Source organism: Providencia sp. PROV141 (genome assembly GCF_028481645.1).
GTDB lineage: Bacteria > Pseudomonadota > Gammaproteobacteria > Enterobacterales > Enterobacteriaceae > Providencia > Providencia rettgeri.
On the sequence record NZ_JAMPPR010000001.1, the window covers coordinates 285731 to 312622 of the forward strand.

At 38.5% G+C, this 26892-nt stretch carries 22 protein-coding genes; 7 read left to right on the forward strand and 15 right to left on the reverse strand.

Going from position 1 to position 26892, the window contains the following annotated elements:
• Nucleotides 1-45: 45 nt before the first annotated feature.
• A complete protein-coding gene (locus tag PSF09_RS01365) occupies nucleotides 46-918 on the reverse strand; it encodes a DMT family transporter (RefSeq protein WP_210837384.1) in 873 nt (290 codons plus the stop codon).
• 357 nt (nucleotides 919-1275) lie between these two features.
• On the opposite strand from PSF09_RS01365, the gene PSF09_RS01370 reads away from it, so the two are divergent.
• On the forward strand, nucleotides 1276-1482 hold the full coding sequence (locus PSF09_RS01370) for a 3-oxoacyl-ACP synthase (RefSeq protein ID WP_272665163.1): 207 nt from the start codon (nucleotides 1276-1278) through the stop codon (nucleotides 1480-1482).
• A gap of 76 nt (nucleotides 1483-1558) precedes the next feature.
• On the opposite strand, the gene PSF09_RS01375 is transcribed toward PSF09_RS01370, so the two are convergent.
• Nucleotides 1559-3031 (reverse strand): anion permease, encoded by a 1473-nt coding sequence (locus PSF09_RS01375; protein WP_004910038.1) that lies wholly within the window; start codon nucleotides 3029-3031, stop codon nucleotides 1559-1561.
• A gap of 638 nt (nucleotides 3032-3669) precedes the next feature.
• Between PSF09_RS01375 and cutA the strand changes: the two genes are divergently transcribed.
• On the forward strand, nucleotides 3670-4017 hold the full coding sequence (gene cutA / locus PSF09_RS01380; RefSeq protein ID WP_004910033.1) for a divalent-cation tolerance protein CutA: 348 nt from the start codon (nucleotides 3670-3672) through the stop codon (nucleotides 4015-4017).
• A gap of 352 nt (nucleotides 4018-4369) precedes the next feature.
• On the opposite strand, the gene PSF09_RS01385 is transcribed toward cutA, so the two are convergent.
• The 4 genes from PSF09_RS01385 to betI all read right to left on the reverse strand — a co-directional run bounded on the left by PSF09_RS01385 (nucleotide 4370) and on the right by betI (nucleotide 10817).
• Nucleotides 4370-6625, reverse strand: a complete 2256-nt coding sequence (locus PSF09_RS01385) for a TonB-dependent receptor domain-containing protein (protein WP_196719025.1) — start codon at nucleotides 6623-6625, stop codon at nucleotides 4370-4372.
• A gap of 369 nt (nucleotides 6626-6994) precedes the next feature.
• Nucleotides 6995-8674 (reverse strand): choline dehydrogenase, encoded by a 1680-nt coding sequence (gene betA, locus PSF09_RS01390; RefSeq protein ID WP_272683355.1) that lies wholly within the window; start codon nucleotides 8672-8674, stop codon nucleotides 6995-6997.
• Nucleotides 8675-8713: 39 nt separating this feature from the next.
• Nucleotides 8714-10192 (reverse strand): betaine-aldehyde dehydrogenase, encoded by a 1479-nt coding sequence (gene betB / locus PSF09_RS01395; protein ID WP_272683356.1) that lies wholly within the window; start codon nucleotides 10190-10192, stop codon nucleotides 8714-8716.
• Between the two features lie 22 nt (nucleotides 10193-10214).
• Entirely contained in the window at nucleotides 10215-10817 is a 603-nt protein-coding gene (gene betI / locus PSF09_RS01400) for a transcriptional regulator BetI (RefSeq protein WP_272665169.1), read from the reverse strand.
• 209 nt (nucleotides 10818-11026) lie between these two features.
• Between betI and PSF09_RS01405 the strand changes: the two genes are divergently transcribed.
• Nucleotides 11027-13069 carry a choline transporter gene (locus PSF09_RS01405; protein WP_210837376.1) on the forward strand — a complete coding sequence of 681 codons (2043 nt, stop codon included), beginning with the start codon at nucleotides 11027-11029 and terminating at the stop codon, nucleotides 13067-13069.
• Between the two features lie 50 nt (nucleotides 13070-13119).
• On the opposite strand, the gene PSF09_RS01410 is transcribed toward PSF09_RS01405, so the two are convergent.
• Nucleotides 13120-13479 carry a hypothetical protein gene (locus PSF09_RS01410; protein ID WP_247605338.1) on the reverse strand — a complete coding sequence of 120 codons (360 nt, stop codon included), beginning with the start codon at nucleotides 13477-13479 and terminating at the stop codon, nucleotides 13120-13122.
• Nucleotides 13480-14193: 714 nt separating this feature from the next.
• Here PSF09_RS01410 and PSF09_RS01415 point away from each other — a divergent pair.
• Nucleotides 14194-15114 (forward strand): chitinase, encoded by a 921-nt coding sequence (locus tag PSF09_RS01415; RefSeq protein ID WP_272665171.1) that lies wholly within the window; start codon nucleotides 14194-14196, stop codon nucleotides 15112-15114.
• 19 nt (nucleotides 15115-15133) lie between these two features.
• Here PSF09_RS01415 and kdgR read toward each other — a convergent pair whose 3' ends face one another.
• Nucleotides 15134-15913 (reverse strand): DNA-binding transcriptional regulator KdgR, encoded by a 780-nt coding sequence (gene kdgR / locus PSF09_RS01420; protein ID WP_210837367.1) that lies wholly within the window; start codon nucleotides 15911-15913, stop codon nucleotides 15134-15136.
• 237 nt (nucleotides 15914-16150) lie between these two features.
• Here kdgR and PSF09_RS01425 point away from each other — a divergent pair, with 237 nt between their 5' ends.
• Both PSF09_RS01425 and PSF09_RS01430 read left to right on the forward strand, forming a co-directional pair.
• Nucleotides 16151-17095, forward strand: a complete 945-nt coding sequence (locus PSF09_RS01425) for a sugar kinase (RefSeq protein ID WP_272683357.1) — start codon at nucleotides 16151-16153, stop codon at nucleotides 17093-17095.
• Nucleotides 17096-17107: 12 nt separating this feature from the next.
• On the forward strand, nucleotides 17108-17725 hold the full coding sequence (locus PSF09_RS01430; RefSeq protein WP_272683358.1) for a bifunctional 4-hydroxy-2-oxoglutarate aldolase/2-dehydro-3-deoxy-phosphogluconate aldolase: 618 nt from the start codon (nucleotides 17108-17110) through the stop codon (nucleotides 17723-17725).
• 299 nt (nucleotides 17726-18024) lie between these two features.
• Here PSF09_RS01430 and PSF09_RS01435 read toward each other — a convergent pair whose 3' ends face one another.
• The 7 genes from PSF09_RS01435 to cbpA all read right to left on the reverse strand — a co-directional run bounded on the left by PSF09_RS01435 (nucleotide 18025) and on the right by cbpA (nucleotide 26053).
• Nucleotides 18025-18531 (reverse strand): contact-dependent growth inhibition system immunity protein, encoded by a 507-nt coding sequence (locus tag PSF09_RS01435; RefSeq protein ID WP_272683359.1) that lies wholly within the window; start codon nucleotides 18529-18531, stop codon nucleotides 18025-18027.
• Nucleotides 18532-20814, reverse strand: coding sequence for a DUF637 domain-containing protein (locus tag PSF09_RS01440; protein WP_272683360.1), 2283 nt, complete (start codon nucleotides 20812-20814; stop codon nucleotides 18532-18534).
• The gene (locus tag PSF09_RS01445) at nucleotides 20799-23441 is read right to left on the reverse strand and encodes a hypothetical protein (protein ID WP_272683361.1); all 2643 of its coding nucleotides are present in this window, start codon (nucleotides 23439-23441) and stop codon (nucleotides 20799-20801) included. Before PSF09_RS01445 ends, PSF09_RS01440 begins: the two co-directional genes overlap by 16 nt.
• Before the next feature lie 75 nt (nucleotides 23442-23516).
• On the reverse strand, nucleotides 23517-24188 hold the full coding sequence (locus PSF09_RS01450; protein WP_272683362.1) for a filamentous hemagglutinin N-terminal domain-containing protein: 672 nt from the start codon (nucleotides 24186-24188) through the stop codon (nucleotides 23517-23519).
• Nucleotides 24189-24394: 206 nt separating this feature from the next.
• Entirely contained in the window at nucleotides 24395-24622 is a 228-nt protein-coding gene (locus PSF09_RS01455; protein WP_272683363.1) for a hypothetical protein, read from the reverse strand.
• 196 nt (nucleotides 24623-24818) lie between these two features.
• Nucleotides 24819-25112: a chaperone modulator CbpM gene (locus PSF09_RS01460; RefSeq protein WP_272665176.1), complete on the reverse strand. Its 294-nt coding sequence runs from the start codon at nucleotides 25110-25112 to the stop codon at nucleotides 24819-24821.
• Nucleotides 25112-26053, reverse strand: a complete 942-nt coding sequence (gene cbpA / locus PSF09_RS01465; protein ID WP_272683417.1) for a curved DNA-binding protein — start codon at nucleotides 26051-26053, stop codon at nucleotides 25112-25114. The genes PSF09_RS01460 and cbpA overlap by 1 nt, the downstream gene beginning before the upstream one ends.
• A 209-nt stretch (nucleotides 26054-26262) precedes the next feature.
• Between cbpA and PSF09_RS01470 the strand changes: the two genes are divergently transcribed.
• Nucleotides 26263-26709: a GNAT family N-acetyltransferase gene (locus PSF09_RS01470; protein WP_272683364.1), complete on the forward strand. Its 447-nt coding sequence runs from the start codon at nucleotides 26263-26265 to the stop codon at nucleotides 26707-26709.
• The last annotated feature ends 183 nt before the right edge of the window (nucleotides 26710-26892 follow it).

Here is a 26892-nt window from a genome sequence, read left to right on the forward strand (position 1 = left end):
TCTGGTAAAAAAGCTGTATTAACCCATTTTTTTATTATGTGTATTTTACCTTGGTAATGAATTAGAACAGCGCCATCGATAGTAGAATAATGACGATAAAATTAGCACACACCCCACAATTTGGATAAAAGGCATTCTTTCATGGTACCAAATAGCCGCGACAAAAACGGTCATCACGGGTTCAAGGATCATAATAATTGCCGCATTTCCTGCTGTGGTATTTTTTTGGCCAATAAGCTGTAACACAAAGCGCAAACTCGTTGCTATCACCACACTAGCAATAAACCACATCATGGTAGGCATTGTCATGCTGCTCGGCCACTCTTCTAAAAAGAATGACAAGACAAGCCCTGTCATTCCTGTACAAGCAAGTTGAATGGCCGTTAACGGTAAAAGAGGAATTGTTCGAGTATATAAACTGGTATAACAAAAATAGATAGCTTGGACAATTGCCGCGCCAAGAAACCACAGTTGACTTGCTTTAAATTCAAGTTGAGCCTTAAATAAGGTTAAGCATGCCAGTCCTAATACCGCAACAGGGAGTGCTTCCCAGAAATAACGGACAGGTTTATTTTTTAAAATGGCCCATGCGACTAATGGAACAAATAACATAGCGAGGCTCATGATAAAAGCCCCTTCGCCAATTGAGTCTGTTATTGCCACCGCGTGGATCCAGAGCGCCATATTTAGTGACATCCAACCGCCTGTCATTAATATTTTTGGTAATTGCTTCACCGTTATTCTATTTTTTTTCCCTCGGCAAAAAGGGGCTAAAATGATAGCAGCGAGTAAAAAACGGCTACCAAGAAAGGCAAATATTGGCATTCCCTGCACAGCTTCTCGGGAAAACACCCATCCCCAAGCTGCAATTATCGTGGTAAGCACCAAGAAAAATTCTGCCTTTCTTTGTGAATACATGTGTTCCTCTGAATAAATTAACTGACTCGCAGCTACATCATACTGGCTTTTGCATGTAAACCAATCACATTTATGACCTTTATCTCCGACTTCTCTAAATAAAAAATATCTCGCCAAAAAATAATAAATGTAACCTTAAATCAAGAGCCATTTCCTCTTAATAAAGAAGATTTTTCTCCTAAGCTACCTTTTTCCTTATTAAATAGATTAAGTCTCATTTCAAATAGGATAAAAGAGGAAGTTTGCATAAAAGCTCATCAATTTTTCTTCTTGTATGACCTGAGATAATTAATACAGGCGAACAGTGTCAATCTTACCGATTGAAGTTTCATCTTCAACTTAATGGAAGGTCATAGCATGGTTATTCAAAAAACATTACCAATAGATAACGATACAATCAAAAAAATAAAGATGGCGATCAATAAAAGAAAGTATGCACATGCCGATGAAATAAGCCTGTTATGGCAACACGCATTAAAAACATCGTCAGTCTTTAGTTGGGAGAAAGTGATGTTGATTTCTATAATAAGTGGCCTTGTTGTCACAATAGCCACTTCTTTGTAGCAAGGGATATTAAAAAGAAGAAATCGAGCCGATAGCCCGATTTCTATTGGTTGTTTTTAATAACTAATTCAGCTAATTACCAATAACCTAAGAATTTCCACCAAACGCTACCAATGAAGAACCAAATGGCTAAGTTAACCACACTCATGACAAAACCAGTTTTCCACCATTCAGCAAGAGTGGCATAACCTGACCCAAAGATAATCGGGGCTGTTCCTGTACCATAATGTGTTAATGACATCATTAGTGATGATGAGAATGCTAACGTTAAGGCCAATAACATTGGTGGAGCACCAAGCGCTAAACCCGCGGAGAAAAATGCCGCATACATTGCCGTAATATGCGCCGTTGTACTCGCGAAGAAATAATGGGAATACACATAAATTAAAACAAGAATTAACATTCCCCATACCCAGCTAATGCCCATTCCATCAATGGTTGCACCAACTGTTAATGACATCCATTTAATGAGACCGAGTTTTCCTAAGAAACTCGCCATCATCACTAAAGCGGAGAACCAGACAACCGTATCCCAAGCCCCTTTGTTTTTTAGCACGTCATCCCAATTAATGACCCCTGTCGCTAATAGAATACTCAACCCAATAAAGGCAGCAGTGGTAGCATTAACACTATATGCAGGCCCAAAAATCATTGCAGGTACACCTGCCCACATCAAAAGTAATAACCCAAAAACACCAAGCGTTATTTTTTCAGGCAATGAAACTGGACCTAATTGCTGCAAACGTTCTTTGGCGAAATTTGGTGCATCCGGTGTTGAGGTAATTTCTGGTTTATACATAAAATAGATAACCAAGGGCATTAATATTAATGACACGATGGCTGGAACAAATGCGGCAATAGCCCACATCCCCCAAGTTAATTCATTTTCTTGGCTAGTCTCGCTAATTATCAAGCTAACAATTAATGGATTGGGGGCTGTCGCCGTAATAAACATTGCGGAAGTAATCGGGTTAATATTGTAGTTAACGAGTGATAAGTAGCGCCCTATTTTACCTGCGGTTCCATCTTCGGCCTTTGACCCAAAACTATCTGAAATCGAGCGCATAATTGGGTGAATAATTCCCCCACCTCGCGCAGTATTACTTGGTGTGACAGGAGCCAAAATTGTTTCTGCTATTGCCAATGAATAAGCAATACCCAATGTTTTTTTACCAAATAAAGAAATGACATAATAACCTATCCTCGCCCCTAAACCTGTTTTATTCAAGCTCATGGAAACCATGATAGAAATACCAATTAACCAGATTAGGTCATTGGAAAAACCACTTAAGGCATCCGCAATTGCCCCTTTGGTTGATTCAGGATTAGTGACTCCTGTAGCTGCAACTAATGAAATTGCGACAATAGAAACACCCCCTATCGGTAAAGCTTTACCAATAATGGCAGCGATTGTGCCGACAAATAATGCCAAAAGGTGCCACGCATTTGGATTAACACCTTCAGGAACAGGAATTAAAAACCAAATAATTAATGTTATTGCGACTGCGATTAGAGTTGGAACAGGTTTTAAAGGTGTCAGTTTATTCATAAGGTTATCCATACACGTTTAAAGATGGAAATACAGAGTAATTTCAGTTATATATTCTAATTTTATCTTTAGATTAACAATATATAGCTCAAAAACCTTGATATTTATCAGTACGTAGATTCTTTTATGATAAAAACTCAAACTAATTTGTAACAATACGTAATATATTATTTCAGCAATTAATCTTCTGATATATCTTGCACACAAAAACAAGCTTATTCTTACATTAATAAGAGTAAGAATAAAACTGGGCTTATTATTTGCTTTTTTACTAGACTAACAGCACATAAACTCGCATTTTTCGTCTAATCAATTTTTTTCTTAATATACTAAAATTTCAATTATTTTTATAGAGCGTCATCAATTTATGATTGCTGAATCGAATTAATAAAATAAAATCAAGAAATATTCTAAATTGTGTTGAATATATAAAAAATTATAATAATGATAACAACTGATTAAAAAACGCACACTTTACTATTGAACCCATACTCTCTGCTTAATTTATATTAGTTATTATCTAATCTGATAATGCTAAAAAACACTTATAGTGATTATCCTTTGTTCTCATACTCTTTTTATCACTAATCTAATATGAGTAACAAAGCCCATCTAAATATGACTAATAAGGAAATAAAATGTCTACTGATAACATTTACACCACAAATGCTCAACGCCCATGTATTGTGTTATGTACGACCAATAGCCATGAAAGTGCAATTAAAATAACTCAACATTTGTTAGCTAATCGTTTAGCTGCATGTATTTCTCTACTCCCAGAAATAACATCAGTTTATCTATGGCATGGTAATATCACACAAGATAAGGAGATCTTACTATTGATCAAAACGACTCAAGGAAATCAACTCAATTTATTTAATGAGATAAAAAAAATACACCCATATGAAACCCCAGAACTCATTCGCTTAGACCCAAGCCAAATTGAAGATAATTATCTACAATGGCTGATTAATTCTGTTAAATAATAGATGTTCATCTAAATTGAATAACTAAAACGCTATAAATTGTGAGCTAATGTCGTTTTTGTATAAATTAATTCAACTGGTCGGCTATGGTTTACCGTAAATTAATGTTATATAAATAAGCTCGCTTTATATTTATTTTCCCTCCTTAAATATTTGGAGGTTTTTTTTGTCTAAAATTGACTAGTGCATATTCCTTAAACCCGAAGAAAAAAGTCATAAAAAGCGCAACTAATAAACAACATTACACACTGTTTTATTTAAATTATCATAAAAATTAATCTATTAAAGCCATATAATGAATTCTATATTACCTTAGGCTAATATAAACCTAAGGTAATAATCACGAAATTAACTAAAATGTTGCTTCGACGCCAAGTCTAAACGTTCTTCCTGGGATAGGCATATAAATCACAGTTCCTGGGTCAAATGCATAGCGATTAGTGAGGTTATCAATGTTAAAATTCACATGAATATTTTTCGAAACATGATATTTGCCTAACAAATCGAATGTAGTGGTTGAATATAGCTTAGTTACTGGGGCCGCAGCGGTTCCCACTAGCCACTCATGAGGGTAGTCTTTGCCTGAGTTATAACGAACTCGCAAACCTGTTTGTAATTTTTGGTCAAACATTTTCACCCCAACAACTCCGGTCACAACCTTTTTCGGTGGAATACGTGAAGGCGATAACCCCCAAGCAAACCCAACTGAATTACATACCGTTGGAAGGCGACCTAACTCCATTTCGTCTCGTGAACATAACTCAGAATTGTTATAAAATGTCGCATCGAAGGAACCAAATGCATAATTAGAATCGTATTTCAGTTCAATTTCATAACCTGAGAGCTTAAAGCTGTCATAGTTTTTCATTACGATATAAGGGTGATATACCCCCGTTGGGTTCACTCCTTGAGAGAGATAGCCCTTTATATCATTATTAAAATAAGCCACACGTAATTTAGCATTATCTTCATCAAATATAAGGTTTTCTTTTTCTACATTCATTCCAACTTCAAATGATTTAGCATGTTCTGGTTTTAATGGAACATCAGGAGAATAAGAGTAGGTTTGCCCTGATGCTGTGGTCTCGAATAAACTCGGTTCTCTATAGCTATCAGAATATTTGGTATAAATATCAAATTCGTCAGTCACATGAAAACGTAGCTCACCCATTAAATCATTTTTCGGACCGTAGCTAATACTTTTACCTAAAACATGGTCATCAACATCAAAAGCGTGAATACGCCACCCGACTAAAGTACTCACCCATTCCCCTTTGTATGCCATATTGGTAAAGGCTGATTTATTCGTTCCTTTAGCATTACGCGTTACAGGATCTAACTCCTCACCGGGTATGGTTCCTTCTGGTGTCCAAATCGGTTGATAGGTTTTAGTCAATGGCTTTGATTTTTGTTGCATATATTCCACACCATAAGTGATATCGATAGGATAATCTGCAAACTCAGACGTATTTTCTAAGTTAAAGCCCATTCGTTCATCGGTATAGCGATGCTGATATTGATTACCGTAGTGCGCGGTAACATCATCCGTTGTGCCATTACGTTGTTTAAATTTACCTTTTGTCCACCAAAGGCCTAAATTCATGTCTACCCATAATGAATCGGGTTTATAAGAATAGTTTAAAGAGGCAGTATCAATATCTGCGCTACCTAATGACCACTGCGGCATTTTCCCATCGAATTGGTACCAATACGCCGCTAAAACCTCGCCTGCTTTTTGTTCATGATGTCGGTAATTTAATTCAATACTTGAGTATGGGTTAAGATAAATATTAGTTTTTAATAATGTTGACTGACTTTCATAGCTGGTATTAACGACTTCTTGCCCAGGTTTAATCGGAGCATCTGTATTTGCGTATTTATGATAACCATTTTTACCGGCAAAGAAGTTCCCTTGTTTTCTATCACTATGAGCCAACAAAATGTCAAATTTATCATTTCGATATGCAACCCCAGTCGTGATAGAGCCATTATTAAAATGTGAATTCTTAACACCGTTTGAAACACGATACCCAGACTCGCCTTTTTCATCTGAAGCGATAGTCGGGCGTCGGTTATTATTGTAAATATTCCCCTTAAATAAGAAACCAAATTGGTCACCTTGAGGAATAATACTATTTGCTGATAATGTTTTTAATTTAACCGTACCTCCGATGGCTCCTCCTGAGAATTTACTCATCGAAGCCCCTTTTTCGATCTCAATTGTATCGATTAAATCCATATCCACATAAGTTCTATCTGTACTTCCTTGGTAACCACGCCAAGTGTTGGTTGATTGCAAACTGCCATCAATGATAATAGGGACTCGCCCGTTTCCTTGTAATCCTCGAATACCGATATCCAGTGCACCGGCTTCATTTCGTGCATTATTAACTTGCAATGAAGTTTCATTGGCAAATATATCTGAATTGGTCGTTCCTCTTACTGTAGAAATATCATTGGCGTCTATTTGCTTGCTATTTGACTTTATTTTGCTGGCTGTGACGAGAAGTTTATCTTTTTGAGTTGTGGTATTGGTTTGATTCGCTAATGCTGTGCTTGAAGAACATATAATAATTAAGCTAATTATGTTTTTATTTTGAAATATCATTTAAGTAATGCCTTCATTAATTAATGATGATTAGATAGACGTGAAGAAATAGCGTATAAAAGATGTGAGGATACATTTTTTATACTTTTCCATTTATGCATTTAAAGTAAATTTAAGTGCTATGCCATAGATGTAACTAGTCCGAAAAACCTTATTTATTGAATGGTTACGTACTCATTTCCCTTGTGAATATTAATAAGCCTTGGAATATACACCAATGATAATAATGATCAAGATCATAATGAATATCATTTGCATTATCATTAAGATTATTAGTGTTAATTGACTTACCTTTATTCTTTAATCGCATAAAAAAAAGCGACTGATATAAATATCAATCGCTTTATACATAAAAATTGCGTGAATAGGCTAATCGTGTAATGGCGGGGTTCTCACCGACCTATCACCTGCGACATAATAGTCTGCATCACTAGTCGGTAATGGAGGACGGTTTCGAATTTTATCGGCAATTTTCTCCGCGATCATGATGGTCGTTGCATTTAAATTTCCGGTAATAATCAACGGCATAATAGATGCATCGATAACACGTAAATTTTCAATACCGTGAACTCGTCCTGCACCATCAACTACCGCCATATCATCATGACCCATTTTACAGGTTCCGCATGGGTGAAAAGCGGTTTCTGCTCTTTCGCGGACAAATGCGTCTAGCTCTTCATCTGTACTAACCTGTTTTCCAGGGCTTATTTCCTCTCCGCGATATGGGTCAAGTGCAGGCTGAGCCATAATTTCACGGGTAATACGAATAGCAGCACGGAACTCTTCCCAATCCTGTTCCGATGACATGTAATTAAACAAAATACTCGGATGTTGCCTTGGGTCTAAAGATTTTAAGCGAACACGACCTCGACTAGGGGAGCGCATTGAGCCCACATGAGCTTGAAAACCATGCTGATTGACTGCATTACTGCCATTGTAGTTAATCGCCACAGGCAAAAAGTGGAATTGAATATTTGGCCATGCAAATTTTTCACTGGTACGAATAAACCCACCCGCTTCAAATTGGTTACTTGCCCCAACTCCAGTACCTTTAAATAGCCATTCCGCACCGATTTTGGGCTGATTAATCCATTTTAATGCAGGATATAATGAAACAGGCTGTTTGCATTCATACTGCAAATACATTTCAAGGTGATCTTGCAGGTTTTGCCCAACACCGGGTAAAACATGGACAGGCGAAATATTAAATTCAGCTAAAACATCTTCAGGCCCCACGCCAGAGCGCTGCAAGATTTGCGGTGACGCTATCGCCCCCGCGCACAATAAAACTTCTTTACGTGCTTTCACCACTGTAGCTGCCGTGCTCTGACCTTGGTAATACTTCACACCAACCGCTTTTTTACCTTCAAATTCAATGGTATCTGTTGTCGCATGCGTCACAATGGTAATATTTTTGCGCCCTTTCGCTTGGTCTAAATACCCACGACCAGTACTTGCTCGACGACCTTGTGGCGTAACAGTGCGATCCATTGGACCAAAGCCTTCCTGCTGAAACCCATTTAAATCATCTGTTTGCGGGTACCCTGCTTGTACACCTGCTTCCACCATCGCATGAAACAATACATTATTCCCCGTTTTCGGCGTCGTTACACTTACGGGGCCTTCACTACCATGGTAATCATTCGGCCCAATGTCTCGGCTTTCTGCTTTACGAAAATAAGGTAGACAATCAAGATAACGCCAATCTTCTAAGCCAGGCGCCTTTGCCCATCCATCAAAATCCATGGCATTACCACGGATATAACACATCCCATTAATCAATGATGAGCCACCAAGCCCCTTTCCACGGCCACACTCCATACGGCGGTGATCCATATGTGGTTCAGGGTCAGTTTCATAAGCCCAATTATAACGTCGCCCTTGTAATGGGTACGCTAATGCCGCTGGCATTTGTGTGCGAAAATCGAACCGATAATCCGGTCCACCTGCTTCAAGGAGCAGCACAGTAACATCAGGATCTTCTGTCAGGCGGGTAGCAAGAACGTTACCGGCTGAACCAGCACCGATAATAATATAGTCATAGACCATTGTTATCTCCTCTGTTTCAGTCAAATTAAAATGATGTGATTAAAAAACGGATGTAAATTCCCCCAACTCCACTTGAATGGATTTCACTTGTGTATAATTTTGCAGTGTCATTACGCCATTTTCACGACCAACGCCAGAATGCTTATATCCGCCCACAGGCATTTGAGCAGGTGATTCACCCCATGTATTAATCCAACAAATTCCAGCCTCTAATTGATGGATAACCCGATGCGCGCGTGTTAAATCTTGTGTCACGACCCCAGCTGCAAGCCCATAGACGCTATTGTTTGCACGAGCAATCACTTCATATTCTGATTGATAACTCAAAATATTCATTACAGGACCAAAAATTTCTTCCTGCGTGATCTGCATTTCATCGTGGCAATCAGTGAATACCGTTGGTACAACATACGCACCTTGTGCAAAATCACCATCCATTAAGCGTTCACCACCACACAATAATTTCGCGCCTTGCTGTTTACCTAACGCAATATAACGCAGCACATTTTCCATGTGAGCAAAACTGACTAATGGCCCAAAGTTAGTATTTTCGTCAGTGGGTGAACCTATATTAATCCGAGCTACACGCTCAATGACCTTGTCTTCAAACTGCGATTTAAGCAATTCAGGGACAAAAACCCGTGTTCCATTGGTACACACTTGGCCTGAACTATAAAAATTCGCCATCATGGCAATATCCGCGGCTTTATCTAAGTTTGCATCATCAAAAATAATCAGGGGTGATTTACCGCCTAGTTCCATCGTCACCTCTTTTAATGAAGAGGCTGACGCATTCGCCATCACTTTTTTACCCGTTGCGATCCCCCCTGTGAATGAAACTTTGGCAATATCAGGGTGCTCTGTTAACCATTGGCCCACTTCACCGCCTTGCCCGGTCACCACGTTAAATACCCCTGCTGGCACGCCCGCTTCCGTATAGATTTCAGCCAACTTTAAGGCCGTTAACGAAGTGACTTCACTGGGTTTGAACACCATGGCATTACCTGCTGCCAGTGCTGGAGCAGACTTCCATAATGCGATTTGAATAGGGTAATTCCATGCGCCAATCCCTGCCACCACCCCCAGCGGTTCACGGCGGGTATAAGCAAATGCGCTATCACGCAGAGGGATCTGCTGCCCTTCAAGCATAGGGATTAACCCTGCATAGTATTCAAGGACATCCGCCCCTGTAACGATATCCACATAACGAGTTTCAGAAAGTGGTTTCCCCGTATCAAGCGTTTCGAGGTAAGCCAGCTCGTCGTTACGTTCCCGTAAGATATCCACCGCACGGCGTAAAATACGTGAGCGTTCCATTGCGGTCATTGCCGCCCATACTTTCTGGCCTTGTTTGGCGCTTTCTACCGCCCATTGGATATCTTCAAGCGTCGCAGACTGCAAATGCGCGATAGTTTCGCCATTTGCAGGGTTGATTGCAGGAAATTGCCCGCATTCAGGTTGTGAACTGTCGACATAACCACCATGAATATAAAGCTTATGTATCGGTGGATGTTGCATATTATCTCCTCTGAGTGGGTGATTAGGTTCCGATAACCTCTACACGTTTCAGTTGCATATCGATATACTCGTTGGTGATTTTGAGTGCATCCTCGACAGGAAATTGTTCATTACTCAAAGCACTCCGTAACCATAGGCCATCAATTAAAGCAGCTAGCCCCTTCGCGGCCATCCGTGCATCCGCTTTGCTTAACACTCGCCCAAATTCATAACTTAAATTTGAATACAAACGCCGGTCATTGACCTGTTGTAAACGATTTAAATTTGGTTGATGCATACTGCTAGCCCAGAAGGCTAGCCATGTTTTCATCGCCGCCTCACTGGTTTGCGTTGGGTCAAAGTTGCCTTCAACAATTGCTTGAATGCGCAATTTTGGCTCCGCCCCAGCTAACATGCGTAAGCGTATTGCTACCGCAAACCCCAATTGATATTGAATATGCCGCATAGTAGCTTCAAGTAAGCCATTTTTATCACGAAAATAATGGCTAATAATTCCTGTAGAAACCCCGGCTTTACGGGCAATTAACACAAAACTGGCTTCCTGCATTCCAACTTCATTAATCACTGCCAATGTGGCTTGAATTAACTGTTGTTTACGTATCGACTGCATTCCTATCTTCGGCATGGTATTTGAACCTAAAAAATACATTGATCCCTTGTATTAAACGTTTTTTTAATTGAATGTTCAATCAATATTAACTATTGTTTACAACAATTCATTCACAATTAACATAAAGGAGAGGATAACGAAAATCAAATCTTTGCTAATAAATCAATTAATTAGCTAAGAAAGTAATTTTAACCTGTTAAATAAATAAAAATGTGGAACTACCAATGACATCTCAAAATAGTCCGAAAAATAAGCAGAAGGATAAATTGAATTCTGTGGTTTTTTTTACTTCCGCCGGTCTTATTCTGGCGTTTTCTTTTTTCACCATCTTAATGACCGAAACAGCAAATCAGTGGATCGTTGCCGCCCTTGGGTGGGTATCCAAAACCTTTGGTTGGTATTACCTGTTAGCAGCGACGCTTTATATTGTTTTCGTGATTTTCGTTGCCACTTCGCGCTTTGGTAATATCAAGCTCGGCCCCGAGCAATCTAAACCTGAATTTAGCGTACTCAGTTGGTCTGCGATGCTATTCGCCGCAGGAATCGGTATCGACTTAATGTTTTTCTCTGTCGCTGAACCGGTTACCCAATATATGCTGCCACCAACGGGTGAAGGCGAAACCTTAGAAGCAGCTCGTCAGGCGATGGTGTGGACCCTGTTCCACTATGGCCTAACGGGCTGGTCTATGTATGCCTTAATGGGAATTGCACTGGGTTATTTCAGTTATCGTTATAACTTGCCGTTAACCATTCGCTCCGCACTTTATCCTATTTTTGGCAAACGGATTGACGGCCCGATTGGCCACACCGTGGATATTGCTGCAGTACTAGGGACGATTTTCGGTATCGCAACAACTCTGGGGATCGGTGTTGTTCAGCTAAATTATGGCCTCAAAGTATTATTCGATTTACCTCAAGGGCTTCCCGTGCAAAGTGGATTGATTCTGCTATCGGTGATTATGGCAGTGATCTCCGCCACATCAGGGGTAAATAAAGGCATTCGCGTATTATCAGAGCTCAATGTGCTTTTAGCATTTGGTTTGATTTTGTTTATTTTATTTGTCGGCGATACCGAGTTCTTACTTAATGCCTTAGTGCTGAATGTGGGGGACTATATCAATCGCTTTATGGGTATGACTCTCAACAGCTTTGCCTTTGATCGCCCAACCGATTGGATGAATAGCTGGACGCTGTTTTTCTGGGCATGGTGGGTCGCATGGTCGCCGTTTGTTGGCTTATTCCTCGCGCGTATATCTCGCGGTAGAACCATTCGACAATTTGTGATTGGTACTTTAATCATTCCATTTGTTTTCACACTATTGTGGTTATCTATTTTTGGTAATAGTGCATTGTATGAAATCATTCACGGTAATAGCGAACTTGCCAAAACCGTGCTCGACGCCCCCGAAAAAGGCTTCTATTCACTACTTGAGCTATATCCCGGCTTTGGCCTAACCGCCTCCGTTGCCACAATTACTGGGCTGTTATTCTATGTTACCTCAGCGGACTCCGGTTCTTTGGTATTAGGCAATTTCACCTCAAAACTCAGCGATATTAACAACGATGCGCCCAATTGGTTGCGGATTTTTTGGTCTGTCGCGATTGGTTTACTCACCTTAGGGATGTTAATGACAGATGGCGTCGCTGCGTTACAAAATACGACAGTGATCATGGGCTTACCATTTAGTTTTGTTATCTTCTTTATTATGGCTGGGCTATATAAGTCATTAAAAGTTGAGGACTTTAGACGGGTCAGTTCATTAAATACCAATGCGCCAGCACCACTGTATGGCAATGGAACACTCAATTGGAAACAACGTTTAGGACGAGTGATGAATTTCCCCGGAACAACGTATACCCAGAGAATGCTTGATTTAGTCTGTATTCCAGCCATGCAAGAAGTGGCAAAAGAGCTCAGTTTAAGGGGGGCAAAAGTGGAATTTAACACCTTACCACCGATTGCTGATGAGCGATTAGACCATTTAGAGTTAACGGTCGACCTTGGCGAAGAACAAAGCTTTATTTACCAAGTATGGCCTCAGCGCTATTCGGTTCCTGGTTTTACCTATCGCGCACGTTCAGGAAAATCCCATTATTACCGCTTAGAAACTTTCTTATGGGAAGGCTCGCAAGGGAATGATTTAATGGATTACACCAAAGAACAGGTGATCAGTGATATTCTCGACCAATATGAAAAACATATGAATTTCATTCATTTAAGCCGTGAAGCTCCCGGTGCAACCTTAACATTCCCTGAATCTGTATAATGTGAACTCTAAGGGGGCTATGCTCCCTTAGAGTCAACACAAACCAATAGTTAATAGGGACGACCCGCTTGCTCTAGCATTTTTTTCATTTGCTCGCGGTCATTCATCCAAGCCATTGAATTAGGGCACCCTGCTCCCGTCGGGTTAACATCACACACATTAAAGCGCTGTGGAAACGCGTTTTCATCTGTATTTCGCTGCTCTAACAACGCTTGATAACTTTGCTCTTCTTGAGAAAGTTTCTTTTTGGGATCAAAGACAAACTTTTGTTGTGCCTGTAATTCTTTAATTCCTTGGTAGTCTTTATCAAACTCACGATCAGCGGGTGACTTCTCTTTAAATGTAAAGTCGCTGGCAAAGCCATAAGAAGTGAAACAAAGAAAAATAATAACAATAACCTTTTTAAACATATCAATTTCCTGCTGTGTCCATAAGCGAATATTATATGTCAGCAGCAACACTGAATGTTGTATAATAATAAGTGAAATTTATAAAAACCTTAATATTCAAATAAGTAATTTATATGAGTTATTAAATCAATTGATTGATACATCGTTGTTAATGGCTTATCAGAATAATAAGGGTGTTTTTCCACCAACCATCACCCCACAACATCCATTAATTTTTGTTATTTTTTAACCTTGTTATCCCCTTCAATTTTGTCCACGTATATAAGCTCAACTTCAAAACAAATCAGAATAATTAATTAGTTCCATAATGGGTTTATTTTAAATCTATTGGTTGTTTTTATGACAATGTGAAAATGAAATATTAATCTCAAAAAGGGTGTTTACGCAGCATATGATGATGCAAATGACAATCTAAGTGTCCCTGCTGCGTGGGGTAATACAAATTTGAAAGAAGGCAAAGCGCCAGCTCCTAGATAAAAAGTAGAGGTAGGCGAATAAGCAAATATAAGTTTATGATCCGGCTTTCTGAACGCAGTCGACAGCGAATCACGTCCATTTCCATGATCAAAACCGACCTATAACCTATTAGGTTACTAATAATTTTTGTTCTTGTTCCAGAGTCTATTTTCTATAAAAGTGACCTTGTCCTATCAATTACGCCGCAGAGCATAGGCTGAAATTTCCTTTTATAAATTAATAAACTAAGGATATACAATGCATAAAACTTATTTTGGTCCTTATATGGATGTCAGTGTTGATGCAACTTGGAATGATTGGCAAAATTACCCAAATGGCAGACCTAATGCCAAATATAGCCAAGCCGCTATTAAGTATGGGGTAGATATACTGTCTCTTGGTTTTTTAACCGCCACATTGGATAAAAAAGCAGCATGGTCAGCCCAGCCATCCATGCCCATTAGTTGGGCTAAACCTTTGTGTGATGAACTGATCGCAGGCGGTGTTAAAGTTGCTGTTTCATTTGGGGGAGCCGCTAACCAAGATGTTTCATTGGTACAAACACAAGAACAGCTCATCAACACCTACCAAGAAGCCATTGATACACTCAGCGCCTCACATATTGATTTAGATTTCGAGAATGGTCTGTACGATGCTGATAATGCATTTTCTGCCTTAAAAGTCATTGTAGATAATAATCCACAAATCACCCTCAGCTTAACCTTGCCGACTATGCCAACAGGGCTAACCAGCACAGGCTTAGCACTCGTGAAAAAATCGGTCGATGCGGGTTTAATGATGAAGGTTAATGGGATGGCAATGGACTACTACGACCCGAATATCACGAGCCTTGGGGATGCAGCGGTAAAAGCCGCCAATAGCATCAAAAACCAACTAAAACCGCTATACCCGGGGATAGACGATAACGAACTCTATAATTATGTACAAATTACACCCATGATTGGTCTCAATGATGACCTCACCATGTTTAACTTTAATGATGTCAATATTCTCGCTGAATTTGCTAAAAATAATGGCCTTAACTTGGTGTCAATGTGGAGTTTAACCCGTGACCGCCCGGGAAATAAACCTTTCCCAGAGGCCATCAGCTCTGGCAACCCAGAACAAACCTATGAATTTGAATATACTGATTTATTTACTCAACAACTTAATTCATAAATAGCCCATATCACCAATATTATGGATATTGGTGATACCCCATTTTCTGTGAAATATTACGCCCGGCTGTTTTCAGTAATTCGACATAATCGCCAATGCGTTGTTCATCAAAACGAATAGTTGGGAACGAAATCGATAGCCCTGCAATCACATGACCTAACCGGTCGTACACCGGTACTGCAATACAACGTAGACCTAACTCTTGCTCTTCTCGGTCCTGCGCATAATGGCACTCACGCACTACGGCTAATTCCGCCAGCAAGTCCTCTAGAGTTAAAATCGTCGTGGCTGTTTTTTGGCTGAAAGTTTCATCTTTCAATGCTAGACGAATCGCTTGTTCATCTTGCCAAGCGAGTAAAATCTTACCGATTGCAGTGCAATATAATGGGTTACGACGCCCAACTCGTGAATACATACGCAAATTATAACTCGAGTCTATTTTATGGATATAAATAATGGCATCTTCATCTAATGCACCCAAATGCACCGCTTCATGAGTCAGTTGGCCAATGCGGCGCATTTCTTTATCCGCAATTTCGATTAAGTCAACATACTCGAGGGACTTCGCACCTAATTCGAAGAGCTTCAAGGTCAGTGAATACTTATCTGCTTCACCTTCTTGTTCGACATAACCCAACTGCTTCATCGTTTGCAAAAAACGAAATGTGGTGGCTTTTGACATCAACAAACGTTGGGACAATTCAGATACACCAATCTCCTTTTGCTCTCCAAGGGCACTAAGAATACTAAATACCTTTACTACCGCTGATACGGCATCCGTTTGTGTTGTCTTATCCATTACCTTTCCATCATCCTATAAATTGCAGCCTATAAATTGATAGCAATATTATACCCCAAATTAACGAAACTAACTGATATCACCTAAGTTTGAGTAGCATAATTGTCTCTTCATTCAAAAACAAGAACGATGATTCGATATTTTTAAAACGGCGTTTCATTTTTATTGAAATTGGCAATGAAATGCGCTTTAATAGCACTATCAAGTCAGCAATAGTTTACTAATTCGGTGGTGAAAATGAGTGCATATCCGCAAGTTGCCGTTATTGGCGAATGCATGGTTGAGTTGCAAAAATCGGGTGAGCTTTATAAACAAACGTTTGGTGGGGATACACTAAATACCGCACTATACCTGTCTCGTTTAACCAAAGATCACGGTGTGACAACCCGTTATATCACCGGTTTAGGCAAAGACCCATTCAGCCAACAGATGCTAAACAGTTGGCAACAAGAAGGCATCAATACTGAAGAAGTGTTTATTTCAGACAAACATTTGCCCGGAATGTATTTGATCGAAACCGCTGCCGATGGCGAACGTCGTTTTTTCTATTGGCGAGATAATGCCGCGGCAAAATTTTGGCTTGATGAGAATAGTAAGGCACACACACAGCAAATTCTAAATTCACAACAATTTATCTATTTAAGTGGCATCAGCCTAGCCATTTTGCCTGACGCTTCACGTCAGTTACTATTTGAAATGTTACAACAAGCTAAGCAGCATGGTGCCAAAATTGTGTTTGATAATAACTATCGCCCAGCACTTTGGCCTTCGAAACAAGCCGCCCAACAAGCATACCAGCAAATTCTCACGTTAACCGAGATCGCTTTTCTGACCTTTGATGACGAACAACTGCTTTACGGTGATATTGATGAAACCAATGCAATTGCACGTACCCAACAATATGGAGTGAATGAGATTGTGATTAAGCGCGGTGCCGATGCCTGTTTTGTGGTTATTGATAACGAACGCATTGAAGTTCCTGCCAATAAAATAAGCCATGTGGTTGATACCACTGCCGCAGGGGATTCTTTCAGTGCCGGCTACCTTGCTTGCCGTATTTTAGGTGGTAACCCATGCGAAGCGGCAAAAACAGGTCATTTACTGGCTGGAACCGTCATCCAACACCGGGGAGCGATTATTCCATCCGAGGCCATGCAAATCACTGCTTTAGTAAAATGTTAAGAGGCTTTAACCATGAATCAATTACTTGAAAAAATTAAGAAACTCAATGTTGTTCCTGTTATCACCATCAATAATGCAGAGCATGGCGCGCCATTAGCAAAAGCCTTAGTGGAAAATAGTCTGCCATGTGCTGAAGTCACCTTCCGTACCCCTGCCGCGGTACAAGCGATTAAAAATATGCGTGCTGCCTACCCTGAATTACTGATTGCCGCAGGTACCGTATTAACCACAGAGCAAGTTGACCAAGCCATTGAAGCGGGTGTGGATTTTATCGTCAGCCCGGGCTTTAACCCGAAAATTGTGGCTTATTGCCAACAAAAGAACGTGATTATTATTCCTGGGGTGAATAACCCAAGCCTAGTGGAACAAGCCCTTGAATTTAATCTCACCACCTTGAAATTCTTCCCAGCCGAAGCCTCTGGTGGGGTTGCCATGCTCAAAGCACTCAGCGCCGTTTACCCGGTTAAGTTTATGCCAACTGGCGGTATTGGTGTGAAAAATATAAAAGAATACACAGCACTACCTGCTGTATTAGTGTGCGGCGGTTCATGGATGGTACCCAATGACCTTATTGACAGTGAAAACTGGCAAGAGCTCGGCAAACTCATTGCCGAAGCCGCAACTATTTAATTAACAATAAAAAATCTCGTTGTCGTTATTACGCCCTTACTGGATGGTAAGGGCTTTTTTGTTGTTCGTGTTCATTAAAATATTGTTTAATTATTAGCTTTATCAAATTAATCAAAGAATATAATACAATTTACTAATAATTTAGATTTTAGATTTACTTAAATAATTTACAAATAAATAAGAGTTGAATAAAACTGCATACATTTTATTTTCGCAGAAGAAAACCAATAAAGTTTATTTTATTAATACTACTTATATACCCCATTAAAAATCTTATTAACTATCTAATAATATAAAGTTCAAATAACACTTCGGCAACGAGATATAGCTTCCTTTATCGCTTCACCGAGTTCTTCATCAGAAACACTATCAGGCAAAACAATATAGTCATCTTCAGTAAACCCATCCCCCGTCCATGTTTCTAGTTTTTTATGGAGTGTTGGCGTAATTATTATATGATTACCCTCTCGACAAATGTGGCATAACATCATTTTTAATAAAAAATCTTTACGACTTTTCGACTTGCATAATTTTTTCCCATCATTAATCCATTTTTGATAGGCCAAAGATACACCATCACGACTAAAAATATCCTCAGGCGTATTTATATCAATTATTCTACTATTATTCAGTGCTAAAATTATCGTTTTGCCTAACTCCCACATATCAACCTCATTCGAAAGATGATAAATAGGCATTTTATAGTCCAAAACATGAAGATTATAACGCGAAATGGTATGTATAAAATAATATTGCTCATTAAAATAAACATTTACCCAAGACTCTTTAGTAGAAGAATTACTCACCTACCCTCCTTGCTTTACAATTATTACTCTAAGACTTATATTCTTTTCTGCTGCATACATTATTGACTGATTGATTTCCAGCCATTGTGATGCTGTTGTTTTATCTGGAACGCCTAACTCTATTGTTTTAATTTTTATATCTGAGCTTTTCAATTCAACACCTGATTTACTAGCACCTTTAAAATCATTTACTTTATTAATATAACTGATAAGTACTCGATTTATTTCATTCTTCTTTTGGTATGTCTTTGCACCCGTATTTAAGGTTTTCACACTTATAACTTCTCCCTTTGAAAAATAATCGAAAGTTTCAAACCCATAAGGCATCCTTTCTGCTTTCTTAAAATTTCTATGCACACCAATATAATCTTCAAATGGATAGCCTTGCTTGTAAACGCCTTCGCCAAAAGCCATATAGGTTTTTCTACCGTCCGGCTCAATTCTATATATTTCTTTGATATCTATAATAGGCCAAGATTTTTTACCATTCAATAGTGCATCAACATAACGGCCTGAATTCGCTGATATGCTAGCAGCACTTTTAACAGTAACAATATATCCTGCTACCTTAGTAAATAGTTGACCCGTTTCTAAACCCGCATTAAACGCACCATCAGCTCCAGCTTTCTGATATTCGATTTCAATTCTATTAATTCGATTTAGAATATCTTGTTTTTCACCCTCAGCTATATCACTGAACATTGTTTCACTTGTTAATAAAGCACGTATCCCATCCCATGTTTCTTCATAATTTATTGTTCCATTTACAACATCTTTTAATGTATCCCATAACTCTGCAGGAACTCCCGCAACGAAACCGGCAGCAAAAATACCATCCTGATTACTACTGGCTAATCCCCATTTGATATGGATCCCAGCACGCTTAAAAAGATTAGACTCAGCAGCTAGCTCTTTTTCCATTAACTCACGTTGCTTGTGAGATAAATAGTTATAACGAAAAGTATTCTCAGCACTATTTGCTGCGCTATAAACCCCTCCGGGTTCGCCAGTAAATATCGCACCTGCAAATCCGCCAAAAGCTTTCGCTATTTGAGCTTTTTGTTCTGCTTTCTTTTTCCATTCATGCGCCTGAATTAAATTATCATCTAGAGCAATCGCTGCAAATTCCGCAGCAAGCGCACCAACAACAGCACCTTTTGTATTGTTACCTGAAAGCTCAGCAGCAAGCCCGCTCACAGCTGCATGACTGAGCATTTTCCCTGATTGACCTAAAATTTGCCCATTATCGCCAATTAGCCTAGCACCCTCTGCATTCAGCTGATTTGCTACATTACCTAAAAATGCATTTTTTAAATTTTGAGTAAAACTACCACCTTGAATTGATGTATTAATGCTTGAACTAACAACAGATTGTGCCGCAACACGTTGTGCCACATTACGCCAATCACCATCACTCAATAAAGGTAGCTTCGCTTCAGCCCCAGTTCCTTCTCCCCAGCCCATATGAACATCTAAACCACTGAGTGCACCGGAAACAGCCATCTGGGTAATAATCGATTTAACCGTTTCACTCCGGCCTAATGCATTAAATGTTTTTGTTAAATCCCCTTTATTTTCAACCAATGCATTAGCTGTTTGAGTTGATAAAGCCATCACACCACTATAAGCCGCCCCTGATATTGCAGCTCCTGTCACACCACTAGATCTGGATGATGCCCAAGCTGCAAACTCGGTTGCTGTTCCATGAGTCATTGCTGCAACTGAAATCATAATCAGTGCTGACACTACAGGGTTTAAATGCTGACTTTCATAATCCCATTGCTCATAAGCATCTTTAACAATATCCCATTGGATATCTTTACGACCTTTTAAACTGGCTAGCCATTTAGTTTCATCCCTTTTCCCTAATTCATTAAGGACACTTTCTAAATTTTGAGCATTTTTAGCTTTAACATCTACACTCACACCATTCGCAGCACCAACAGTCAACGCACCACCAATATGTAATGAGGGTAATACCCATGTGTCCTCTTTATACCCCTTATCGCGATGAGTAATATAAAAGCCAGTTGAATTAGAAATGACTTGCTCAAACTTATTATTTTTAACTGCTTTAAAATTTACCTTACCAGTCTGGCTAGTTATATTTGCATTTTGTCTGGAATTTAGTTTTGTAGCTTCTAGTGTGATATCGTCTTTGGCAAATAGGTTGATATCTTTATTTGCGACAAATTCAGAGACTTTATTCGTAGCAGATTGAAAGTTTTTTATTTCATGGGTCGAACCCCAGAAGCATGATTTTATACCTAAAAACGATTGCAATATTTACGCTCTTCCTCCCACTTAGTCGTTTCAACCATAGATTGTGCGTAAAGGATCCCCCCCTTAGCTGCAATATCAATAAAGCCTTTCGCCGCAAGTTTTGTTGCTTGAAATAATGTACTACCATTTGATAATAAGATGATATTTTCCCCGCTATTAATCTCTGATCTCCGTTGTTCCCTTTTATCTGTATTATTTTTTCGACCTTCTTCTGTTAATGCTTCAAACTTGATATTGTTATCACTTGTAATTGTGATATTTTTACCTGCTTCTAACTTAGCGCCTCGACTAACAAAATCTCCAGCAGAACTTAAAACAATATCTTTACCACTCTCTATTGAAGTGACTAAAGTTTTCCTTTCATAAAAATTCCTAGTTGGAAAGTCAGTCAAGGAATATGATGTAGAATCAAGAGTAAGTTGTTTGCCCGCTGATAGTGTGATATTTCTCCCACTCGAAAGGTTAGCTGAAATGATCCCGATATCTTCACCACTCATCATAGTGAGATCTTTTTTAGCGGAAATGGGAGCAATTAGTTTCTGTTTTTGTGAATGAGATAATACTCGCGTTAATTCATTAGCTTTTTCTGGTAAAAAATATGCATCTAGTGTGTCCGTAAGAACAGCATCGTATTCTCTAGAAGAGAATCGAGGTCTAATTGAAAGCTCAGAGCCATTTATAAAATTAATGTTATTATTAGAATAAAAACCATAACCTGATGAAAATAAATTACCACCCGCTTGAAGCAATAAATCTTTATTTGTTTGTATCTTCCCTCTATTACCAAGGAAGTTATTAAAGTTATTTTTATATTTTTCACTATCCCATAACTCTTTAACTCGTATCTTAGGGGTGTTTATATCGCTTTCAAAAAATAATATATTTTCACCTGCATTTACAGAGAAATTATTTAGAGGTTTGATTATTGAATCGAGTAAAATTACATTTCCTTTTGCTTGTACTAAGATGTCATTTTTAATTGAAATATTCCCTTCATATGCTTTTCCATTTTTATTGCAATATCTTTCAGGCGTGTCATTTGAAATCAACACACTGCCTTGTAAAGATTTTATAAACGCATTATTTGCATTTACTTGGCTATTTTTCCTTACTTCGATATTTTTATCAGCTGAAAGAATAAAATCATGCTTTGTATCTATTTCTGCATTTTCTAAATCAATATTTGTATTAGAAAATATGTATACATCCTGTTCGGATTTTAACCCATGATTAATTTTAACGTCCCCCCCCTTGATAAAAATATTTTTAGCAGTAACTATATTAGGTACTTCCTGAATGATTTCTTTATCTTTCGGCAGAACGATGAAAGGTTCATCATCATAATAATCAAGGTGAGAATAGCGATTAGATGGATATAGCTTACTTGCTTTTGAGTTGCCATAATCAGGTTTATTAATAATGCTTTTAACAAAGCCATTGCCTAATGATGTTCTATCATTGGATGTATATCTAAAATCCACATCCTCTAAGAAATCACTCATAAAATTATTACCTGCGACAATACTGGCAGGAGCATAAATAGGGTAGTCTATTTGGCGTAATGCAAAAACCTCATCAGGTAGTCTATATCCAGTAATACTATAATCTATAAATTGATTGCTAATGGCAGGGCTATCTGTGAATGTTAATTCATTCCGCATAGCATTTGGTGTAAACCTATAATAACGCTCATGTTCGTTTTGAACTAATAAACTACTATTTATCAAGTTCCTCCCTGTCAATATCATATTTTCTTTTGATTTTATATTACTACCATAGTTTAATAATTCATTAGCGGATATATATAAGTTCTTACCAGCCAAGATATCACCTGTTTTACCAATAGTTTTATAGGCATATTTATAATTCCCTAGGTTAATAACAGGTAGGGAAGAAATGGGAACTGTACCACCAAGTAATCTATTTAAAAACTCCAAGTTTCTTTTTGGGTCACTAATCCCAGAATTGACAAAATAACTATTTTGCCAGTCTCTAAAATCATAGGCGGGCACATCATAATTATGTGTCAGAAAATAAAGAACTCCATCATTTGTTATTCCTTCTTTTATCGGGTTTAAAATAATGGGGTTTTTAAATTCCTTACCCACTACATCATTAGAAAAAACAGATTTTTTATTATCACTACCTTGAGCGGTAAAATATAGTCCCTCTAAGCTTCGGTTATTTGCAACCTCTTTCGCTCTAACAACCAAGTCTCCCTTTTCTGTTTTAATCGTTGCAGACTTATTTACGATAGATTGACTTAAATCTCCAATTGCATTTTTTTGTATCCACAAGTTCTCTTTCGCTTGAACAAGTGCTTTTTCACCCGTATTTTTAATTGTATCAGAAAAAATGCGCATATCCTTACCTGCTATAATCTCGCCTTCATTGACTAAAGAATTTGTCGCAAGGGTAATATCATTTTTCGCATTTAGTTTTGAATTTTTATTAATATAGAGTTCTTTACTACTAACATTAATTTCATTTTTTGATTGAATATTACCGTTTGTTGTGATTTTTCCATCAGTAGTTAGTATTAAGCTTCCTTGTGTGGTGTGAATGTTATTTAAATTGACTCCTATACCTGATGCTGTACTCGTTAATTTGATTTGACCAGCATACATGCCTCCAAGTGCTTTTGTATCAATAGCAATAATAGGGCTTTGTATTTCAGCATTAATTGATGTTACAGTTCCTTTTTAGAAATCAATACGATTATTCCCATGCATCAATGAGACATTTTTCCCTTTAATTTGCCCATTAAGCATCATTGCTTGGCTAATAATATCCGTATAATTTGGGGATTCGGCATTCATTCCTTTATTGCCAATGGTGATCGTCCCTTTTTTTACTTCAATAGCAGATAACTGACCGTCGCTACCAAGAAATGGTTTTCCTGTTGTTAGGGTGAGCGCGGGAATATTGATAAAGCCACATCCATTGCACGTTATTCCATTTGGGTTTGCTATAACCACATTTGCAGGTTTTCCCGCCACTTCCAATTTTCCAAGTAACTGGGACTGACTATTACCTACAACTTCATTAATAATCAGTTCTGCATTAATTTTTCTTAAATTATTGTTTCCATTTATGTCCCCTGCGAGTTGAGTTTTTACAGTATTTTTTGAATTATTTAATATAATACCTTTTTCAGGTACATTAAATTGTTGGTATTTATTATGCGAAATACCATTTTCATTTGGAGTAGCTATATTAATAATATTCGTATTATTTTTTTGATAAACTGAAGAGTCCCCCCCTAAAACTAAAATATTATTACCCCACGATGAATTAATCGGAAATAATATAAACAAACACATCAGATAATAGATAACAAAACACTTAAAATGTGGCGTTTTATTTTTAACCATAAACTTCCCCTATATAGATTATGAGTTAACTTGAACATTCCAATATAATGACAAATTACCCACCTTTAATTTCGATGAATAACACAAGGAAGTACCAATACAAATTACCGACGAAAGTTATGGGTCTATTTTATAAGATAGGCTGAGTGTACAACCAACTAAAGCACTAACATCCCTTGTGTTCTAACTTCATTAACTAAAACATATTATGAGTTTAATTCCATTTTTCTTATACTGTTTCCATTACTTCCTTTTTTTAACACTTGGTTTTGTAACTCTTTTCTTTGATTTAATTCTGACATCAATCTTAGATTTTTATCTTGAGCATAGATATCCCTGACAATTGATAGTAATGTCAAAGAAGAATAAGCATATTTATTAAAAGCGAATATCAAGCTTATTATTTTTATAAAAATGAAAATAGTATTTTCCATGTATATATCCCTATATGACCTAACATGAAAAATAACGGTGATAAATATATCAGGCAAGCATCAAATTTATTAGATGTCTTATAAAAATTGAAGGTTAAAAAAATGATTAGCTTAAAAAGCAAATACAAGCATAACCACCATAAACCTAATTTACTTATTAAGGCTCGTGGTGGTGAATATTTAAATTATTGGCTAACTAACCAATAAAACGTTTTAGTTGTAGCCGCAGCATCTCATTTTCGCGCTGAAGCCGCTTATTTTGCTCCATCAAGCTCATGGCCATTGCAATTCCCGGCCAGTCAATTTCGAGCTCATGGTAAAGTCGCACAGCCCTTCTCACGATGATCACAGCGTGGTCGTCAAATAACCATTCATTGGCGGTTTCAATGGGTTGAATTATCCCCAGGCCGACAATTTCCTGTAATTCCTCTTCCGCAATACCTGTGTGAATACAGAAATCAATAACGGTTAATGATGTAAACTGTTCCATTATTTGCCTCCCCAATTTTTACGTGGGTCAAAACTCTGTTGAGTCTCCGCCAATTTCTGCCACAGCGCATCCGCTTCTGCATTACTGCTATTCGGCATCACGATTTTTATAATCGCATACAGATCCCCTGCTGCACCTTTATGTTTCAGTCCTTTACCTTTAATACGTAATTTTTGTCCGGCTTGGCTATTAGCAGGAACGGTGATCACAATTGGGTCTTTTAATGTTGGAATGGTGACTTTAGTTCCGAGGGCTGCCTCCCATGGAGCAAGCGGCACGACCACTTCTAAATCATGGCCTTTGATATCAAATAATGGGTGTGGTGCAATGCGGATGGTTATCCATAAATCGCCATTTTCACCGCCATTTTCCCCCGCAGTGCCTTGCCCTTTTAAACGGATGCGCTGCCCATCAATCACACCCGCAGGAATGGTCACATTGAGTGTTTTGGGGACTTCGTTTTCGATAAAACCAAAAGCGTTATAGACCGGTAGGTTATAGCTGATGGTACGCTTATGCGATTCTTGGCTTTCTTCAAGGAAAATAGCCAATTCAACTTCTAAATCCTGCCCACGATGACTTCGTGCCTGCCTTGTACTACCACCCCGAGCTCGTTGAGAAAACATCGATGAAAAAATATCATCAAAGCCGCCTGCATCAAACCCTTGCTGGGAATAGGTGTGGCTCTGTTGGCCTTGGTTAGCTTGGTTAAAATAAGGGTCATTCCTGTGTTCCCACATTTCATCGTATTCTGCACGTTTTTCTTTGTCACCAAGTACCGCCCAAGCCTCTGCAATTTCTTTAAAGCGCGCTTCGGCATCCGGTTCTTTACTAACGTCAGGGTGGTATTTTCGCGCTAAACGGCGATACGCGGTCTTAATGGTTTTTAAGTCATCGGTGCGTTGCACACCCATAATGCTGTAATAATCCTTTAGTTCCATAGTCATATCTCGTTCACTTGTCTGTTGAATAGAATTCTTATGGTATTTGCCCTGTTGGGCTAAACATCACGACTACCTTGAATTTAACTTAGGACATTTACGCAGTAATTGGAATAGCTAGGCTATGATAAAATTCCACAAAAAACAGGAAATTTATGTTATTTCCGGCTAAACCTAAAAGAGTGTCGTTTGATTACAAGGGGAAATCTATGGATGCTATTGCCAGTCGCCTGAACTATAAAGTCAATTTTGCCATCTCTATTGAGGATTTTATTCGATTAATTCGCCAGTCTCCATTTAAGGAAATGGTGCCAACCGATAATCTTACTCAATTAGATGCGATGCTGAATAATGCAGATTTATTGGTTAGTGCATGGGATGGCGAACAAGTCGTCGGTTTTGTCCGCACAGTAACGGATTTTAGTTCTTGTTGTTATATCTGCGAACTGGCCGTTGATGCGAATTATCAAAAACACGGCATCGACCGCCAATTAATGCGCCTCGCCGCTGAAGAACTCTCTGCCGACTGCCAAATTTTATTTTTTTCCACCGACAGCAATCTCACCGAATATTTAAAACTGGGCTTCACCCAATCCCCAAGAGCGTGGCACACCACGGCAGAGAACTATTTGGCTAGATCTGCCAATGAAAATTAATATTGAAATGTTATTTAGTAATACGATGCTTTAAACATTCACACAAAATAAATTTAAGAAAAGATCTTTTAACGCCGATGTGGATGCTCTAAATAATTCGTGCTACAGCTAGGCGGCTAGCTAGTTTAGCCCTAGGAGCATACACAAGTATGTGACTAGGGTGAACTAGTGAAGCCAACAACG

Bases quoted from the DNA above. Each gene is read 5' to 3' on its own strand.
- PSF09_RS01430 (WP_272683358.1), top strand. From the start codon at position 17,108: ATGAATCAATTACTTGAAAAAATTAAGAAACTCAATGTTGTTCCTGTT.
- betA (WP_272683355.1), bottom strand. From the start codon at position 8,674: ATGGTCTATGACTATATTATTATCGGTGCTGGTTCAGCCGGTAACGTT.
- PSF09_RS01385 (WP_196719025.1), bottom strand. From the start codon at position 6,625: ATGATATTTCAAAATAAAAACATAATTAGCTTAATTATTATATGTTCT.
- PSF09_RS01445 (WP_272683361.1), bottom strand. From the start codon at position 23,441: ATGTATGCTGGTCAAATCAAATTAACGAGTACAGCATCAGGTATAGGA.
- cutA (WP_004910033.1), top strand. From the start codon at position 3,670: ATGTCTACTGATAACATTTACACCACAAATGCTCAACGCCCATGTATT.
- kdgR (WP_210837367.1), bottom strand. From the start codon at position 15,913: ATGGATAAGACAACACAAACGGATGCCGTATCAGCGGTAGTAAAGGTA.
- PSF09_RS01370 (WP_272665163.1), top strand. From the start codon at position 1,276: ATGGTTATTCAAAAAACATTACCAATAGATAACGATACAATCAAAAAA.
- PSF09_RS01455 (WP_272683363.1), bottom strand. From the start codon at position 24,622: ATGGAAAATACTATTTTCATTTTTATAAAAATAATAAGCTTGATATTC.
- cbpA (WP_272683417.1), bottom strand. From the start codon at position 26,053: ATGGAACTAAAGGATTATTACAGCATTATGGGTGTGCAACGCACCGAT.
- PSF09_RS01460 (WP_272665176.1), bottom strand. From the start codon at position 25,112: ATGGAACAGTTTACATCATTAACCGTTATTGATTTCTGTATTCACACA.
- betB (WP_272683356.1), bottom strand. From the start codon at position 10,192: ATGCAACATCCACCGATACATAAGCTTTATATTCATGGTGGTTATGTC.
- PSF09_RS01425 (WP_272683357.1), top strand. From the start codon at position 16,151: ATGAGTGCATATCCGCAAGTTGCCGTTATTGGCGAATGCATGGTTGAG.
- betI (WP_272665169.1), bottom strand. From the start codon at position 10,817: ATGCCGAAGATAGGAATGCAGTCGATACGTAAACAACAGTTAATTCAA.
- PSF09_RS01410 (WP_247605338.1), bottom strand. From the start codon at position 13,479: ATGTTTAAAAAGGTTATTGTTATTATTTTTCTTTGTTTCACTTCTTAT.
- PSF09_RS01470 (WP_272683364.1), top strand. From the start codon at position 26,263: ATGGATGCTATTGCCAGTCGCCTGAACTATAAAGTCAATTTTGCCATC.
- PSF09_RS01405 (WP_210837376.1), top strand. From the start codon at position 11,027: ATGACATCTCAAAATAGTCCGAAAAATAAGCAGAAGGATAAATTGAAT.
- PSF09_RS01415 (WP_272665171.1), top strand. From the start codon at position 14,194: ATGCATAAAACTTATTTTGGTCCTTATATGGATGTCAGTGTTGATGCA.
- PSF09_RS01375 (WP_004910038.1), bottom strand. From the start codon at position 3,031: ATGAATAAACTGACACCTTTAAAACCTGTTCCAACTCTAATCGCAGTC.
- PSF09_RS01365 (WP_210837384.1), bottom strand. From the start codon at position 918: ATGTATTCACAAAGAAAGGCAGAATTTTTCTTGGTGCTTACCACGATA.
- PSF09_RS01450 (WP_272683362.1), bottom strand. From the start codon at position 24,188: ATGGTTAAAAATAAAACGCCACATTTTAAGTGTTTTGTTATCTATTAT.